Here is a 16,288-nt window from a genome sequence, read left to right as displayed (position 1 = left end):
TTCGGCCTGCTTGAGAAAGCCAATGATCTGTTCTTCGGTGAATCTGCTCTTCTTCATGTCCGTCATTCTCCTTCAGTGACGGACTTCTCTCTACTTTTGATTGGTAAGGCCTAAGGGGAGCAGATCATTGGAGCACTCACGTACCGCATATACATTCTATATTTTCAATCACTTCCACCTTGTCTCGCCCTAGCTCACGAGAGTTTAAACACGAGTTCAGGGCTGCCAGTCCTGATAAGGCTTATGCACCTTGACGTAAGCTTTCTGCAGTTCTCCGCTGGCGCGCGCGGAGCGGATGGCCCGGTTCAGTACTTGGTGGACAAAATCGCCGCGGCGGTTGCAGTTCAGAAAGATCACATCCGGGTAATCGTCGAAACGGGCGCGGCGGATATTGTTCAACTTGAACTTGCGCACCAGATAATCCGCTTCCTCCTGCGCCCACAGCACCCCGTCCACCCGGCCCAGATTCAGCTTTTTCAACGAGAGTTCCAGATTGACCACGCTCTTGCTGGGAAAGCCCCAGTTCACCGGCGGCGCCTCGATATTGTATTTGGCCAGATTGGCCATGCGCAGCACGTCCTCCTTGTCCAGCGGCTTGGTCTTGTGGGTGTAGAGCACGAAGGTGACCTTGCCCAGCATCTCCTTGGTGAACTGATAGGGCGTGGCGTCGTCCGCGCCCTCCCTCACCTTCATGATGGGAAAGCGGAAGTCCGCGTTCTTGTCGCTGGCGTCCAGATAGACACGCTTGACCGGCTCTATGCTGAAACTGATCTTGCCTTCCTTGTAATGTCTGGCCACCACTTGCAGCAGTTCGGCGAACGGGCTGTTCTGGTTGTTCTCCAGCAATTGCGGCAGAAACACGGCGATGCCGTGCAGATCCGGCCGGTTGATGTCCGGCGAGCTATCCTGGGTTGCCGTGCCGTTGCAGGCATGAAGCAGGCCGGGCGCGCAGCCCAGCGCCCAGGCCGCGCACAGCAGCATTTGTTTTGTCATCGAATGTCTCCCCCTGGACTGAGGTTTAGCACAGCGGAGGAGGATGCGCGGCGCATTTGGACGGGCGGCCGCTAGCTCGCGATGCCCAGCGCGTCCTTCAGGGGCTTCAGATAGCGGCGGCTGACCGGCAGGCTGTGGCCGTCCAGCGTATGGATGGTGGCGACGCCGTTGTCGCCGAACAGGATTTCCCGGATCGCCGACAAGCGCACCAGGTATTGCCGATGGCAGCGGAACAGATCGCTGCGCTCTTCCAGGGTGCGCAGCGTCAGCTCGGTGAAGCGCTCCGCGCCGGCGGCGTCCACCACGTAAACGCCGCTGAGCCGGGAACAGACATAGGCCACCTCCTCCAGCCGGCACAACACGATGCGGTTGACGCCCTGGCAGGGAATTAGGCTGAGCGGCGCCAAGCCGCATACCGCCGGCGGCGGCGGAGCGGCGCGCTGGCGCAGCCGCGCCAGGGTCTTGGCCAAGCGCGCCGGGTCCACCGGCTTCAGCAGATAGTCGCAGGCGTGTTCTTCAAAGGCCTGCAACGCGTAGGCGTCGTAAGCGGTGACGAACACCACTTGCGGCATGGCCTCCGGGTCCAGCATCGCCAGCATTTCCAGGCCGCTGATGCGCGGCATCTGGATATCCAGGAACACCACGTCCGGCTTGCGGCGATGGATGAAGGCGATGGCCTCCACCGCGTTGCCGCACTCGCCGACGATGTCCAGGCCGCCGGCGGCTTGCAGCAGCTGGCGCAATTCATCGCGCGCCAGCGGTTCGTCGTCCACCAGCAGCGCGCTGGGCAGGCCGGCCGCGCTCATGCCGCCGCTCCGGCGCGGCGCGCGTCCGCCTGCGGGCAGCGGCAAGGCAGCAACAGGCTCACCCGGGTGTAAAGCTCCGGCGCGCAGTCCACCGCCACCCCGTAGGCCTCGCCGTAACGGGCGCGGATGCGGCGGTCCACCAGCGACATGCCCAGGCCGTCGCTCTGCTCCGGCTTGCGGTAGAGCCCGGCGTTGTCCTCCACCGTCACCCGCAGGCCTTGCGCGTCGCAACGGGCGGCGATGCGGATGCGCCCCGGCTCCAGCAACTGGGAAGTACCGTGCTTGATCGCGTTTTCCACCAGCGGCTGCAGGGAAAACGCCGGCAGTTCGGCCCGGCGCGCCGCCTCCGGCGCCTCGATCTCCACTTGCAGCCGGCCGGCGAAGCGCGCCTCCTCAATGCGCAGATAGGCGCTGACGTGGTCTATCTCGTCGCCCAGCGTGGCCATCTCGCTGGAGCGCTTCAGGTTCTTGCGGAAAAAAGTGGATAGGTATTGCACCAGCTGGCGCGCATGCTCCGGGTTGCGGCGTATCACCGCGGACAGGGTGTTGAGCGCGTTGAACAGAAAATGAGGATTGACCTGAGCGTGCAACAGCTTGATCTCGGTCTGAGCCAGCAGCTGTTTCTGCTGCTCGTACTTGCCCTGCAGAATCTGGTTGGACAGCAGCCGGGCAATGCCCTCGCCCAGGGTCAGGTTGATGCCGGAAAACAGCTTGTTGCGCGTCTCGTACAACTTGATGGTGCCTATCACCCGCTCGTCCTCGCCGCGCAAGGGGATCACCAGCGACGAGCCCAGCTTGCAGGCCGGGCTGATGGAGCAGCGGTAAGGCGTCTCGTTGCCGTCCGCGTACACTACCTGATTGGCCGCGATGGCGCGCTGGGTCAGCGGCGAGGTGATGGGCGTGCCCGCCAGGTGGTGGTCGGCGCCGGCGCCGATGAAGGCCAGCAGGCGCTCGCGATCGGTCAGCGCCACCGCGCCCACGCCCAGTTCCTCGTACAAGATGCGCGCCATGGTCATGCAGTTGTCGCGGTCGAAGCCGTGGCGCAGCACACCCTCGGCGCGGGCGGCGATCTGCAGCGCCTTGGAGGAAAAGGCGGAAGAATACTTCTCCGCCAGCGCGCGCCGGTCCAGCAGGATGCGCATGAACATGGCCGCGCCCAGAGTATTGGCGATCATCATCGGCAACGCGATGCTGCGCACCAGATGCCAGGCGGCGGCGAAGGGCTTGACCGCCGCCAGCAGGATCAACATCTGCATGCATTCGGCCAGCAGCGCCACCGCGGCCACCGCCAGCGGATCGAACACCCGTCCCACCTGGCCGCGCCGCACGAAATAAAGATGCACCAACCCGCCCAGCAAGCCTTCCGCCATGGTGGACGCCATGCAAGCGCCGGCGGTGACACCGCCCAACGAATAACGATGCAGGCCGCCGGTGAAGCCCACCGCCAGCCCCACCCACGGCCCGCCCAGCATGCCGCCCAGCACCGCGCCGGTGGCGCGGGTGTTGGCGATGGAATCGTCGATGTGCAAGCCGAAATAAGTGCCCATCACGCAGAACACCGAGAACACCAGATAGCACACCAGCTTGTGCGGCAGGCGGATGGTGACCTGGGTCAGCGGGATGAACAGCGGCGTCTTGGACAGCAGATAGGCGATCACCAAGTAAACGCACATCTGCTGCAACAAGGTCAGGATCAATGAAAACTCGGTCAGCATGTGGGCAGCACAATAAGGGTGTGCCGCCGAGCATAGGCGAGCGCGCGCCGTCCCACTTTGGTCTGGATCAAACCGTTTTCAAGCGCCGCCGCCAAACAAAAACGGCCGCCGAAGGCGACCGTTTCTTTCCATCCAGACTTTACACCGGGATGACCGGAATCTTGCCTATCTTCACCCGCCACTCGGCCGGGCCGGTGTTGTGCACGCTGGATCCACAGGAATCCACCGCCACAGTCACCGGCATGTCCTTGACCTCGAACTCGTAAATGGCTTCCATGCCCAGGTCTTCGAAGGCCACCACTTTGGACGCCTTGATCGCCTTGGACACCAGATAGGCGGAACCGCCGACGGCCATCAGGTAGACCGCCTTGTTGTCCTTGATCGCCTCGATCGCGGTGGGGCCGCGCTCGGCCTTGCCTATCATGCCCAAGAGGCCGGTTTGCTCCAGCATCTGGCGGGTGAACTTGTCCATGCGGGTGGCGGTGGTAGGACCGGCCGGGCCCACCACTTCGTCGCGCACCGGATCCACCGGGCCCACGTAGTAGATGAAGCGGTTGGTGAAGTCCACCGGCAGCTTCTCGCCCTTGTTCAACATGTCCACCATGCGCTTGTGCGCGGCGTCGCGGCCGGTGAGGATCTTGCCGTTGAGCAGCAGCACGTCGCCCGGCTGCCAGCTTTGCACCTCTTCCGGGGTGATGGCGTCCAGGTTGACGCGCTTGCCGTTGGAGTTGTCGTAGGTGATGTCCGGCCAGTCTTCCAGGCGCGGCGCTTCCAGCGAAGCCGGGCCGCTGCCGTCCAGGTGGAAATGCACGTGGCGGGTGGCCGCGCAGTTGGGGATCATCGCCACCGGCAGGCTGGCCGCGTGGGTGGGGTAATCCAGAATCTTCACGTCCAAGACCGTGGTCAGGCCGCCCAGGCCCTGAGCGCCTATGCCCAGCGCGTTGACCTTTTCAAACAGCTCCAGGCGCAGTTGCTCCACGCGGCTCAGTTCCGCGCCGCTGTCGGCCTTGGCTTTCAAGTCCTGAATGTCCACATGGCTCATCAGGCTTTCCTTGGCCAGCAGCATCGCTTTTTCCGGCGTGCCGCCGATGCCGATGCCGAGAATGCCCGGCGGACACCAGCCGGCGCCCATGGTGGGCAGGGTCTTCAGCACCCAGTCCACGATGGAATCGGACGGATTCAGCGCGTAGAACTTGGATTTGTTCTCCGAGCCGCCGCCCTTGGCGGCACAGGTCACTTCCACGCCGTCGCCTTCGACGATCTCGAAATGCACCACCGCCGGGGTGTTGTCCTTGCTGTTCTGGCGTTTGCCGGCCGGATCCAGCAGCACCGAGGCGCGCAGCTTGTTGTCCGGGTTCAGGTAAGCGCGGCGCACGCCTTCGTTCACCATCTCCTGCACCGACAACTCGGCGTCCCACTGCACCTTCATGCCCACCTTCAGGAACACCACGGCGATGCCGGTATCCTGGCAGATCGGGCGCTTGCCTTCGGCGCACATGCGGCTGTTGATCAGGATCTGCGCCATGGCGTCCTTGGCCGCCGGGCTCTCTTCCTTCAGATACGCCTGGTACAGCGCGTCGATATAATCTTTGGGGTGGTAATAGCTGATGAACTGGAAGGCGTCGGCAATGCTTTGCACGAAGTCTTCCTGACGGATGATGGCCATTTCGGGTTTCTCCAGCGTAGGGCGATTTTGGGGCTTGCCCTGTTATTTTATGGAGGCGCGCCGTCCGCGCCAATCCAAACCCTCAACAGTACCCGATAATACCGTCCGCGGCCAGCCAATGCCCCCGCTCCGGACCGGTCCAAAGTCTCGCGAGCAAGAGCGAGACAAGGCGAAAACCGCTCAAGCGCCGCTGCGGTCCTCGCGATCCTCCCTCGGGCTGCGGTCGAAACGCTTGCGATAGGCGCGGGAAAAATAGGACGGCGATTCAAAGCCGCAGGCCACGCTGATCTCCACCACGCTCAGTTCGGTCTGACGCAGCAGCCAGCGGGCGCGGTCCAGCCTCAGCGCGCGGTAGAACTCCGCCGGCGAGGCCTTGAGATGGGCGCGGAACAAGCGCTCCAGCTGGCGGCGGGTGGCGCCGCAGCGCGCGGCCAGCTCCTCCGGCGGCCATGGCTCCTCCAGTTGCTCCTCCATCAGCCGTATCGCCTGCGCCAGCTTCTTGTTGTGCACCTGGTAGCGGCTGGCCACCTGCAAGCGCTGGTGCTCGGACGGGCTGCGCATCTGGCCCTGCACCAGTTGTTCGGACACCGCCAGCGCCAGCTCGCGGCCGTGACGGCGCGCCAGCAAGGCCAGCGCCAGATCCAGCCCGGCCGCCGCGCCGGCGGAGGTGGGCCGCCGCTCGGTCAGGAACAGCTCCTGGCTGGCCGTCACCTGCGGATAGCGTTCCCGGAAGGCCGGAATCGCCTCCCAGTGCAGCGTCACCGTCTCGCCGCGCAGCAGGCCGGCCTCGGCCAGGATGAAACAGCCGGTGTCTATCGCTCCCAGGGTCGCACCCCCGCGCTCCAGCCGCCGCAGCGCTGCGCCCAGCTCCGGCGTGTAATGGCGCAGCGGATGGAAGCTGCTGACCACGAACAGACAGGTGCACGGACCGGCCTCCGCCAGCGCGCCGTCCACCATCAGCGCGATGCCGTTGCTAGCCGCCACCGCCTCGCCATCCATAGACAACAGCCGCCAGCGGCTGGTGCCGGGCTGAAAACGGTTGGCGATACGGAAGGGCTCCATCAGCGCGGCGAAGCCGATGAAGGAAAACTCCGGCAACAACAGGAAATGGTATTCGTCCACCGCGCTCTCCCCAGTCCAAGGCCCAGCATAAGCGCGAGCGCCTGGTTCGCGTCAATACCAAATTGTCGCGCAATGAAAAGTAAGCGTCGCGGCCATCCGCTCCGCCGCCGCCGGCAGGCCGTTAAATCATCGACAGCCGTCCCCCACTCGCAGGCTTTTGAAGGAGCCCCGCCATGCAACAGCACGCCGCCATCCATTTCCCGCCCGCCGCGCCGCAACTGCCCGCCGATTTCTGCCGCGACATCGACCGCGCCCACACCCTGCCGGCGCGCTGCTACACCGCCGACGAGGTGTTCCAGTACGAAAAAGAACAGATCTTCGCCAAATCCTGGCTCTGCCTGTGCCACGGCAGCGAGCTGGCCCGGCCCAACGATTACGTCACCCGCCGGGTGATAGGCGAGAACATCCTGCTGCTGCGCGACCGAGACGGCGCGCTGCGCGCCTTCTACAACGTCTGTCCTCATCGCGGCCACGAGTTGCTCAGCGGCAGCGGCCAGGCCAGGAATGTGATCACCTGTCCCTACCACGCCTGGGCCTTCAAGCTGGACGGCCAGCTGGCGCACGCGCGCAACTGCGAGCAGGTGGCGGACTTCGACCGGGCCGGCAGCCATCTGAGCCCGCTGCTGGTGGCCGAATACTGCGGCTTCGTCTTCGTCAACATGGACCCGGACGCGCCGGACATCGACGTCGAATACGCCGGCCTGCGCGAGCACTTCATGCAAGTGTGCCCGCAAGTGGCGGACTTGAAAGTGGCCGAACGCGTAGTCACCACCACGCCGGCCAACTGGAAAGTCATCGTCGACAACTACATGGAGTGCTACCACTGCGCGCCGGCCCACCCCAGCTTTTCGCAATCGGTGTCCACCGAGGGCTACACCCACAGCCTTCACGGCCGCTGGACCTTGCAACGCGGCGTGGCCCAATCCAACGACAGCAGCTACGCCTTTGACGGCGAGGCCGCCAACCAGGCCTTCAACGGCTACTGGCTGTGGCCCGGCGTGATGTTCAACGTGGTCCCCGGCGACGCGGCGATGACGGTGATTTACGAATTTCCGGAATCCGCCGGCGTCACCGTCCAGCATTACGAAATCCTGTTCCTCAACCAGGATTTGAGCGAGGAACAGCGCCGCTTCGTCAGCTGGGCGCGCGACGAATTCCGCCCCGAAGACCTGCGGCTGGTGGAAAGCGTGCAACGCGGGCTGCAATCGCGCGGCTACCGCGGCCAGGGCCGCATCATGGCGGACAGCCAGCGCAGCGGCATCAGCGAGCACGGCATCGCCCATTTCCACCAGCTGGTGGCCGCCGCCTACCGCGGCTGAACCGGAGCAACGCGCATGTCCGCCATCGTCACCGAAGTTTGCGCCATCGAAGAAGTGGCCGCCGGCGTCAAGGCCTTCACCCTGCGGCCGCTGGACGGCCCGGCCCCGCCCTGCCCGTCCGGCAGCCACATCGTGGTGGACATGCCGCCGCCGGGCCGGCCGACGGCCTACTCGCTGCTGGACCCCGGCGGCGGGGTCTACCGCATCGCGGTCAAGCGCGAGCCGGACTCTCGCGGCGGCTCAAGCTATCTGCACGCGCTCAAGCCAGGCAGCCGCCTGCGCGTGCAAGCCCCGGCCAACCGCTTCCCGCTGGCCGCCGTTCCCGGCCCGCGGCTATTCATCGCCGGCGGCATCGGCATCACCCCCTTCATCGCCCATATGGCGGCGCTGGGCGCTGACGCGAACTACCAGCTGCACTACGCCTTCCGCGACGCCGCCGGCGCCGCCTTCGCCGCCCAGCTGGCCGAGCGAAGCGAGCGCGGCGACGCCAGAATCCGCCTGTACGAGAGCCGGGCCGGCCGCAGGCTGGATCTGGACGCGCTGATCGCCGCCGCGCCGGCGGACAGCCAGGTGTATGTCTGCGGGCCGGAACGGCTGATCGCGGCGACGGCGGACGCCTGCGCGCGGCGCTTGCCGGCCGGCCGGCTGCACTATGAGCGCTTCAGCGCCGACACGGCGGCCGAGAGCGCCGGCTTCGAGGTGGAACTGGCCCGCTCCGGCCTGCGGCTGCGAGTGGACGCCGACGAATCCATCCTGGCGGCGATAGAACGGCAGAGCTCGCTGCGACCGGACTGTTTATGCCGGGAAGGCTATTGCGGCAGCTGCGAAACCAGGCTGCTGGCCGGCGACGCCGAACACCGCGACCAATACTTGAACGAGGCGGAGCGGCGGGAGCGCATCATGATCTGCGTGTCGCGAGCGGCGGGGAGCGGGCCGCTGGTGCTGGATTTGTAACTAAGGCCCGCTAACAAAACCCCTGATCCTGCGTTGCGCCTCCTGGTCGTACCACTTGTACTGCCTGCGTCGGCGCGCCTTGCCTCAGGTACGCTGCGCGGTTTTGTTCGCGGGCCTAGGCTGAGTGTGCTCCGCGGCACATCCATGCTCAAACAGCAAAATTAACCGCTTTTACGGCCGACACAACAGCTTTTCTAGCGCGGTCTTGGCCAGGAAACCGCTACGGCTATCGTATTCCGGGTGGGAAGCGACATATTCATCGATACGGTGCAGAAGGTTAGCCGGCAACGTGACATTGATCTTGGTCGCTTTACCCAGATAGCGGGTGATGTCCACATCCACCAGCGCCCAGAGATGGCCGGCAAACTCAGATTTACCGACATGAGCCTGCGCGCTGCTGGCCAGAGGGATGACGTCCAGGTCTTCCACCAGCCCTTCCAGATGTAGCTCAATGGCTTCGCGGGCGTTCCGGATGGCCTCATCCAGAGTGTCCCCGGCGGAGAAGCAGCCGGGCAGATCCGGCACGATGACGCCGTAGGCATGTTGGTCGTCACCGGGTTCAACTGCAATCGGGTAGTACATAATGGTTCCTTACTTGAGACCCGCTTGTTTCTTGATACTGTTCAGCGTGCCTATCGGTATGTCCTTCTTGGGGTGAGGCACCGTCACCCGGCCGGTCTTGATCGGGTGTTTGAACTGTTGATGGCTGCCCTTGGCGGCAACCAGATACCAGCCGTCGGCCTCTATCATGCTGATGACTTCTTTGCTGGTCACGGCGTCGCCCCTACACTTAGAACCGGTTTGCGATCTGCTACGCTTCGTGAACACGGTACGGTGAGAACAGCTTCAGAATGCTCAGGTAGCACTTCTACATTCTGCTTTTGTTTTAACCTTGTCGCGCCCTTGCACGCACGACATTTGAGCAGACTATCGGACAGAGCTTATTGTAGCTTCTACAACAGGCCAGTCAATAACCCTGGGGTTATTGATCCGGCAGCCAAGCGCTCTGGCTCCCAATCAGCGACTCAGCTGCGAGGGACGCCATGCCCCGCTCCGCTCACCCCAGCACCGTGCGCGCCAGCTGGATGCCGTGCTTCTTCAACTTGTACTGCAAGGTGGCGCGCGGCAGGCCCAGCCGGCGCGCCGCCTCGGTCAGATTGGCGCAGCCCTCCAGGCAATCCACCAACAGCCGGCGCTCATAGCGCGCCATCCGCTGCTCCAACGTGCCCTCGCCGTCCGGCGGCGGCGCGGCCGGCGCCGACGGCCGACGCTCTTCCGCGCGCCGCTGCGCCGCCTCGCCCTCCTCCTCCAGCAGCAGGAAATCCAGTTCGTCCCCGCCCTCGCACAGAATCAGGCTGCGCAGCAGCACGTTCTCCAGCATGCGCACATTGCCCGGCCAGTGATAGCGCAGCATGCGCTCCATCACCGCGTGGCTGATGCGCTGCACGCGGTGGCCGGTGACCTTGCCGTGCTTGCGCAAGAAGGACTGCGCCAGCAGCGGGATGTCCCGCAGCCGCTCGCGCAGCGGCGGCACCGCCAGACAGCCCACGTTCAGCCGATACAACAGGTCCGGCCGGATCTTGCGCTCGTCCAGCATCCGCTGCGGCGACTCGTTGCTGGCCGCCACCACCCGCACGTCCACGCGCACCTCCGCGCCGGAGCCCACCCGGCTGAACGTGCCCTCCTGCAAGGCGCGCAACAGCTTGCCCTGGATGGACAGCGGCAGCGAATTGATCTCGTCCAGAAACAGAGTGCCGCCATGGGCGGACTCCAGCACCCCGCGCCGATCCTCGGCCCCGGTGAAGGCGCCGCGCACGGTGCCGAACAAGGTGCTTTCAAACAGCGGCTCCGGCAACGCCGCGCAATTGAGCACCACGAAGGGGCGCTCGGCGCGCGGTCCTTCCTGATGCAGCAGCCGGGCGAACAACTCCTTGCCGGTGCCGGTTTCGCCGTGAATCAACACCTGCACATCGGCGCGCGCCAGCCGCCGGGCCTGGTGGATCAACTGTTTCATCGCCGCGTCGTCGGTGATGATGCCCATCAGCCCGCCGTCGGCCCCCTCCTCCACGCTCTGCTGCAAATCCACCAGCGCCTGATGCAGCGGGCTGACCACGGTCAGATCGCGGGACAATTCCACCGCGCCGACGATGCGACCGTCGGCGCGCTTCAGCGGCAGCGTGGTATGCACCTGATGCACCGCCTTGCCCCTGGGATTCCGGTAGCGCTGGTAATGATTGCGGTAGCTGCGGCCCTGCCGCAGCGCCTGCAACAGCGTGCTGCTGTTCTCGTCCAGCTCCGGGTACAGCTCCAACAGATAGGCCCCCAGCGCCTGCTCCGCGGTGTATTCGTCCAGCTGCGAGCACTCCTGGTTGTAATAGGCGTAGCGCCCGTCCTGGTCGATGATGGCCACCGAGAGGCCGATCGCGTCGAAAAAATCGCCAAACAGCGCAATGCCCTGGTTCAGGTCCGTGTCCATATCTCCCCCTCTACTCCGCACCACAAGCACGGGTGCCGAAAATTCGGCGTTTTTATGAATAGTTGCAGTATTGACGGTTTTTATCGCTGCGAGCAAGCGCAAAAACCTTTTAAATTCATGCAATTAAAAAACAGACCCGCTGGCATGGATGTTGCCACACTCAGCAGAGCCGCGCCCACACGCGGCTGACAATAACGGGGACCTCGAAAACCGTAGCGAGCGGTTCGAGAGCAAGGCGCCGCCATTTAGACATCAGGGCACAGCGACCGAGCTAGTACACGAAGTACAGCGAGGAAGCGAGCACGGAGCAACGCCGCTATCGGGCCGCGCAGTAGGTTTTTCGAGGTCCCCAACAGCAGGCTGCCACAGCCGCAAGGAGGAGAGATTCATGCATCACCCCACCCCCGCCATCCACCCTCCCCCCGCGCCCATCGTCGCGGTGGAAAACCTGCGCAAGCGCTTTGACAGCCAAGTCGTGCTGGACGGCGTCTCCTTCGCCGCCTCCGCCGGCGAGGTGGTGTCGCTGATAGGCGCCAGCGGCTCCGGCAAGAGCACCCTGCTGCGCTGTCTCAATCTGCTGGAAGTTCCTGACGACGGCCGGGTGCTGATCGCCGGCGAGGAAATCGCCCTGCGCACCGACAAGCGCGGCCGGCGCGCGCCAGCCGACCCGCGCCAGGTGGACCGGCTGCGCTCGCGGCTGGGCATGGTGTTCCAGAACTTCAATCTGTGGCCGCACATGACGGTGCTGGAAAACCTGATCGAGGTGCCGGTTCGCGTCTTGCGCCAACCGCGCGCCGAAGCGGTGGCGCTGGCCGAGGCGCTGCTGGAAAAAGTGGGCATGGCGGACAAGCGCCAGGCCTATCCGGCCTTTTTGTCCGGCGGCCAGCAACAGCGGGTGGCCATTGCCCGCGCGCTGGCCACCCGGCCGGCGGTGATGCTGTTCGACGAACCCACCTCCGCACTGGACCCGGAACGGGTGGGCGAAGTGCTGAGGGTGATACGCCAGCTGGCCGATGAAGGCTGCACCATGTTGTTGGTCACCCATGAAATGGCCTTCGCCCGCGAAGTGTCCAGCAAAGTGCTGTTCCTGCATCAGGGCCGCATCGAGGAAGCCGGCCCGCCGGAACAGGTTTTCGCCGCGCCGCGCAGCGAACGCTGCCGCCAGTTTGTCAACGCCTGACACCCCAGGGAGAAACCCCATGAATCGATTCCGTGCCCTCATCGCCGCCTTCGCCGTCCTGTACTGTGCCGCCGCGGCGGCCAACCCGCTGCGCATCGGCATCGCCGCCGAACCCTACCCGCCGTTCACCATCAAGCAGAGCAACGGCCAATGGAGCGGTTTTGAAGTGGAGCTGGTGCACAAGCTGTGCCAGCGCCTCAAGCAAAGCTGTCAGATCGCCGAAGTGTCCTGGGACGGCATCATCCCCGCGCTCAACAGCAAGAAGATAGACGTGATCTTCAACTCCATGTCCATCACCCCTGAGCGGGAAAAAGTCATCGCCTTCAGCCTGCCCTACTACTACACCGCCTCCGAGTTCGTCGGCCCCAAGGGCCAGAAAGCCGTCCTCAGCCCGGCCGGCCTCAAGGGCAAGACCCTGGGCGTGCAATCCGCCACCACCAACGCCAACTTCCTGAAGAAATACTACGGCGCCGGCTCCGCCATCCGTTACTACAACACCCAGGACGAACTGAACGCCGACCTCGTCGCCGGCCGCGTGGACCTGATGCTGCTGGACGCGCTGGCCGCCAGCGATTTCCTCGGCGGCAAGGACGGCGCCGGCCTGGAATCCAAAGGCCTGGCGCCCAAGGATCCGCTGTTCGGCCCCGGCATCGGCGCCGGCCTGCGCAAGACCGACGTCGCGCTCAAGCGGCAGTTCGACCAGGCCATCCTGCAACTGCGCGCCGACGGCAGCTTCGACGCCATCCAGAAGAAATACTTCAAGGTCAACATCTCGCCGGACGCCAAGTGAGAGCGACCCGCCCGCCTGAGCCGCCCCAGGGAGAGCCTATATGCTGGATTCACTGCAACAAGCCTACGACGCCGTAGTCCGCGACTGGGGCCCCGCCCTGCTGCAAGGCGCCGTGGTCACGCTGGAGATCTCGCTGGGCGCTTTCGCGCTGGGCCTGGTCATCGGCCTGGCCACCGCGCTGGTCAAGCTGGGCGGCCACCCGCTGCTCAAGCGGCTGGCCAACGCCTACACCAGCGTGTGCCGCGCGCTGCCGGAGCTGCTGCTCATCCTGCTGCTCTACTACGCCGGCGGCGACGCCATCAACGCGCTGGCGGCGCTGCTGGGCCAGCCGCAAGTGGAGGTGAACGGCTTCGCCGCCGCCATCGTGGTGCTGGGCATCGTGCAAGGCGCTTACGCGGCCGAGATCATGCGCGGCGCGGTGCAGGCGATACCGCACGGCCACATCGAAGCCGCGCGCGCCTTCGGCTGTGGCCGCTGGCTGACCGCCCGCCGCGTGATCCTGCCGGAGATGATGCCCTACGCGCTGGCCGGCCTGGCCAACCTGTGGCTGGTGCTGATCAAGGACAGCGCGCTGATCAGCGTGGTGGGCTACAGCGAACTGCTGTTCACCACCAAACAGGCCGCCGGCTCCACCCGCCAATACCTGCTGTTCTACCTGACCGTGGCCGCCATCTACCTATTAATGACCCTGCTGTCCAACGCCGGCTTCAGCCTGATTGAACGCCGCTTCCGCCGCTGGCAACCGGCGCTGTGAACGGGAGACCCGCATGAACTTCCAATGGCTGCAAGACTACGGCCCCATGCTCTGGCGCGGCGTCGCCGTCACCGTGCAACTGCTGCTGCTCTCCGGCGGCCTGGGCTTCGCGCTGGCGGTGGCGGTGGGCTTTGCCCGGCTGTCCCGCCAGCCCTTCCTCGCCTGGCTCAGCTTGTCCTTCACCAACCTGATCCGCGGCACCCCTCTGCTGGTGCAGATCTACGTGCTCTATTACGGCCTGGGCAGCTTGTTCGCCGGCTTTCCGGCGCTGCGCGACAGCCCGCTGTGGCCTTTCCTGCGCGAAGGCTTCTGGTACGTGGCGCTGGCGCTGGCGCTGAGCGTGGCCGGCTATGTGGGCGAAGTGGTGCGCGGCGGCCTGGCCGCCGTGCCCAAGGGCGAACTGGAAGCCGCCCGCGCGCTGGGCATGTCGCGGCTGACCGCGGCGCGGCGCATCTGGCTGCCGCGCGCGCTGCTGATCCTGCTGCCGTCCTTGGCCGGCGAAACCGTGCTGCTGCTCAAATCCACCGCGCTGGCCTCCACCGTGGCGGTGATGGACGTGCTGGGCGCGGCCAACCTGGTGCGCGCGCAAACCCTGCGCACCTACGAACCGCTGCTGACCGTGGCGCTGATCTATTTCGCGCTGGCCTGGCTGATAGAACGCGTCTTCCTGCGGCTGGAAAAGAGACTGCCGGTCCGCACCGCTTTCTGACACCGCCCTATCCCATTATTACGGAGACCCCCATGCGCTTTTCCCCCCTGGTCGAACGCATCGCCGGCGAACGCGTCGATGCCTGGAATATCCACTTTGCGGCGCAACAAGCCGCCGCCCGCGGCGAGGACGTGATCATCCTCAGCGTGGGCGATCCGGAATTCGCCACACCTGCCCCCATCATTGAACGCGCCGTGGCCGCGCTGCGCGACGGCGACACCCACTACAGCCCGGTGGACGGCCGCGCCGACCTGCGCGCCGCCATCGCCCGCCGCCACGCCGCCGCCACCGGCCTGGAGATGGACGCCGACAACGTCATCGTGGTGGCCGGCGCGCAAAACGGCCTGTTCTCCGCCGCGCTCTGCCTGTGCCAGGCCGGCGACGAAGTCCTGGTGCCGGAACCGATGTACCTGACCTACGAAGCCAGCATCCGCGCCAGCGGCGCCGCGCTGGTGCCGGTGCCGGTCAAGCCCGCGGACGGCTTCCACCTGGACCTGGCCGCGCTGGAAGCCGCCGTCACCCCGCGCAGCCGCGCGATCTTCCTCGCCACCCCCTGCAACCCCACCGGCGCGGCGCTGCGCCCGGACGAACTGGCCGCGGTGGCCGCGCTGGCCCGCCGCCACGACCTGTGGGTGGTGGCCGACGAAGTCTACGCCGGCCTCAGCTTCGAAGCCCCGCACCACAGCATCGCCGCCCTGCCCGGCATGGCCGAGCGCACGCTGACCCTGGGCAGCCTGTCCAAATCCCACGCCATGGCCGGCTGGCGGCTGGGCTGGGCCGCCGGCCCGCGCCCGCTGATCCAGCACATGGGCACGCTGGCCCTGTGCATGCTCTACGGCATCCCCGGCTTCATCCAGCAAGCCGCGCTGCTGGCGCTAGAAGACTACGACGCCTTCGTCGAACCCGTCCGCGCGCTGTACCAGCGCCGGCGCGATCTGGCCCACAGCCTGCTCAGCGGCGTGGACGGCCTGCAATGCCCGCTGCCGGAAGCCGGCATGTTCCTGCTGCTGGACGTGCGCGGCTGCGGCCTGGAAGCCGGGGATTTCGCCTGGAAACTGTTTGAAGCCACCGGCGTCTCCGTGCTGGACGCCGCCGCCTTCGGCCCCACTGCCGCCGGCTTCATCCGCCTGGGCCTGGTGGTGGACGACGAACGCCTGGCCGAAGCCTGCCGCCGCATCGCCCGCTTCGCCGGCCAACTGCGCGCCGCCGCGCCAAGACAAAAGGAATCCGCATGAGCGCCACCCTGGGCAGCTACCTCACCGCCTGGCTGGCGGCTTACGGCGTCGACACCGTGTTCGGCATCCCCGGCGTCCACACCATCGAGCTCTACCGCGGCCTGGCCGGCAGCGGCATCCGTCACATCGCCGCCCGCCACGAACAAAGCCTGGGCTTCATGGCCGACGGCTACGCCCGCGTCAGCGGCAAGCCCGGCGTCTGCTTCGTCATCACCGGCCCCGGCCTCACCAATATCGCCACCGCCATGGGCCAGGCCTACGCCGACTCCATCCCGCTGCTGGTGATCTCCGGCGTCAACGCGCGCGGCAAGCTGGGCTCCGGCGACGGCCACCTGCACGAACTACCGGACCAGCACGCGCTGGCCAGCCAGATCGCCGCCTTCAGCCACACCCTGACCGCGGCGGCGGAACTGCCGCAAGTGCTGGCGCGCGCCTTCGCCGTGTTCGACGGCGGCCGCCCGCGCCCGGTGCACATCGAAATCCCGCTGGACCTGATGGCCGCGCCCGCCGACGGCCTGCCGCCGCCGCAAGCGCCGGCGATGCGGCTGCTGCGCGGGCCGGCCGCCCCC

General features: G+C 65.9%; 16 protein-coding genes. 8 read left to right on the top strand and 8 right to left on the bottom strand.

The window, feature by feature from the left end; genetic code table 11:
- Positions 1-216 precede the first annotated feature (216 nt).
- From B0T39_RS24045 to B0T39_RS24025, 5 genes are all read right to left on the bottom strand, one after another.
- A complete protein-coding gene (locus tag B0T39_RS24045; RefSeq protein WP_141111387.1) occupies positions 217-993 on the bottom strand; it encodes a hypothetical protein in 777 nt (258 codons plus the stop codon).
- A 71-nt stretch (positions 994-1,064) separates the two neighbouring features.
- The gene (btsR, locus tag B0T39_RS24040; protein ID WP_081551209.1) at positions 1,065-1,799 is read right to left on the bottom strand and encodes a two-component system response regulator BtsR; all 735 of its coding nucleotides are present in this window, start codon (positions 1,797-1,799) and stop codon (positions 1,065-1,067) included.
- Positions 1,796-3,514, bottom strand: a complete 1,719-nt coding sequence (locus B0T39_RS24035) for a sensor histidine kinase (protein WP_081551203.1) — start codon at positions 3,512-3,514, stop codon at positions 1,796-1,798. Before B0T39_RS24035 ends, btsR begins: the two co-directional genes overlap by 4 nt.
- A 139-nt stretch (positions 3,515-3,653) precedes the next feature.
- Entirely contained in the window at positions 3,654-5,180 is a 1,527-nt protein-coding gene (locus B0T39_RS24030; RefSeq protein WP_081551201.1) for a fumarate hydratase, read from the bottom strand.
- A gap of 180 nt (positions 5,181-5,360) precedes the next feature.
- On the bottom strand, positions 5,361-6,302 hold the full coding sequence (locus tag B0T39_RS24025) for a GlxA family transcriptional regulator (protein WP_254894634.1): 942 nt from the start codon (positions 6,300-6,302) through the stop codon (positions 5,361-5,363).
- A gap of 173 nt (positions 6,303-6,475) precedes the next feature.
- On the opposite strand from B0T39_RS24025, the gene B0T39_RS24020 reads away from it, so the two are divergent.
- Positions 6,476-7,621 carry an aromatic ring-hydroxylating oxygenase subunit alpha gene (locus B0T39_RS24020; protein WP_081551199.1) on the top strand — a complete coding sequence of 382 codons (1,146 nt, stop codon included), beginning with the start codon at positions 6,476-6,478 and terminating at the stop codon, positions 7,619-7,621.
- A 15-nt stretch (positions 7,622-7,636) separates the two neighbouring features.
- The gene (locus tag B0T39_RS24015; protein ID WP_081551197.1) at positions 7,637-8,575 is read left to right on the top strand and encodes a PDR/VanB family oxidoreductase; all 939 of its coding nucleotides are present in this window, start codon (positions 7,637-7,639) and stop codon (positions 8,573-8,575) included.
- Positions 8,576-8,746: 171 nt separating this feature from the next.
- Here B0T39_RS24015 and B0T39_RS24010 read toward each other — a convergent pair whose 3' ends face one another.
- The 3 genes from B0T39_RS24010 to B0T39_RS24000 form a co-directional block, all read right to left on the bottom strand.
- Positions 8,747-9,157, bottom strand: a complete 411-nt coding sequence (locus B0T39_RS24010) for a type II toxin-antitoxin system HicB family antitoxin (protein ID WP_081551195.1) — start codon at positions 9,155-9,157, stop codon at positions 8,747-8,749.
- 9 nt (positions 9,158-9,166) lie between these two features.
- Positions 9,167-9,349, bottom strand: coding sequence for a type II toxin-antitoxin system HicA family toxin (locus B0T39_RS24005; protein WP_043634155.1), 183 nt, complete (start codon positions 9,347-9,349; stop codon positions 9,167-9,169).
- Positions 9,350-9,632: 283 nt separating this feature from the next.
- Entirely contained in the window at positions 9,633-11,051 is a 1,419-nt protein-coding gene (locus B0T39_RS24000) for a sigma-54 interaction domain-containing protein (protein WP_081551193.1), read from the bottom strand.
- Between the two features lie 388 nt (positions 11,052-11,439).
- On the opposite strand from B0T39_RS24000, the gene B0T39_RS23995 reads away from it, so the two are divergent.
- From B0T39_RS23995 to B0T39_RS23970, 6 genes are all read left to right on the top strand, one after another.
- On the top strand, positions 11,440-12,231 hold the full coding sequence (locus B0T39_RS23995) for an ABC transporter ATP-binding protein (protein ID WP_081551191.1): 792 nt from the start codon (positions 11,440-11,442) through the stop codon (positions 12,229-12,231).
- 19 nt (positions 12,232-12,250) lie between these two features.
- Positions 12,251-13,021, top strand: a complete 771-nt coding sequence (locus B0T39_RS23990; protein ID WP_081551189.1) for a transporter substrate-binding domain-containing protein — start codon at positions 12,251-12,253, stop codon at positions 13,019-13,021.
- Between the two features lie 40 nt (positions 13,022-13,061).
- Complete coding sequence (locus B0T39_RS23985; protein ID WP_081551187.1) at positions 13,062-13,775, top strand: ABC transporter permease; 714 nt, start codon at positions 13,062-13,064, stop codon at positions 13,773-13,775.
- A 13-nt stretch (positions 13,776-13,788) separates the two neighbouring features.
- Positions 13,789-14,484, top strand: a complete 696-nt coding sequence (locus B0T39_RS23980; protein WP_081551185.1) for an ABC transporter permease — start codon at positions 13,789-13,791, stop codon at positions 14,482-14,484.
- A 32-nt stretch (positions 14,485-14,516) separates the two neighbouring features.
- Positions 14,517-15,719 (top strand): pyridoxal phosphate-dependent aminotransferase, encoded by a 1,203-nt coding sequence (locus tag B0T39_RS23975; protein WP_081551183.1) that lies wholly within the window; start codon positions 14,517-14,519, stop codon positions 15,717-15,719.
- The coding region (locus B0T39_RS23970; RefSeq protein ID WP_253315341.1) for a thiamine pyrophosphate-binding protein at positions 15,716-16,288 on the top strand (573 nt) is incomplete at its 3' end. The genes B0T39_RS23975 and B0T39_RS23970, both read left to right, overlap by 4 nt.

The organism is Chromobacterium haemolyticum (assembly GCF_002081825.1).
Taxonomy (GTDB): domain Bacteria; phylum Pseudomonadota; class Gammaproteobacteria; order Burkholderiales; family Chromobacteriaceae; genus Chromobacterium; species Chromobacterium fluminis.
The sequence above is the reverse complement of the archived record's forward strand: the minus strand, read 5'-3'. Positions and strand labels throughout refer to the sequence as shown.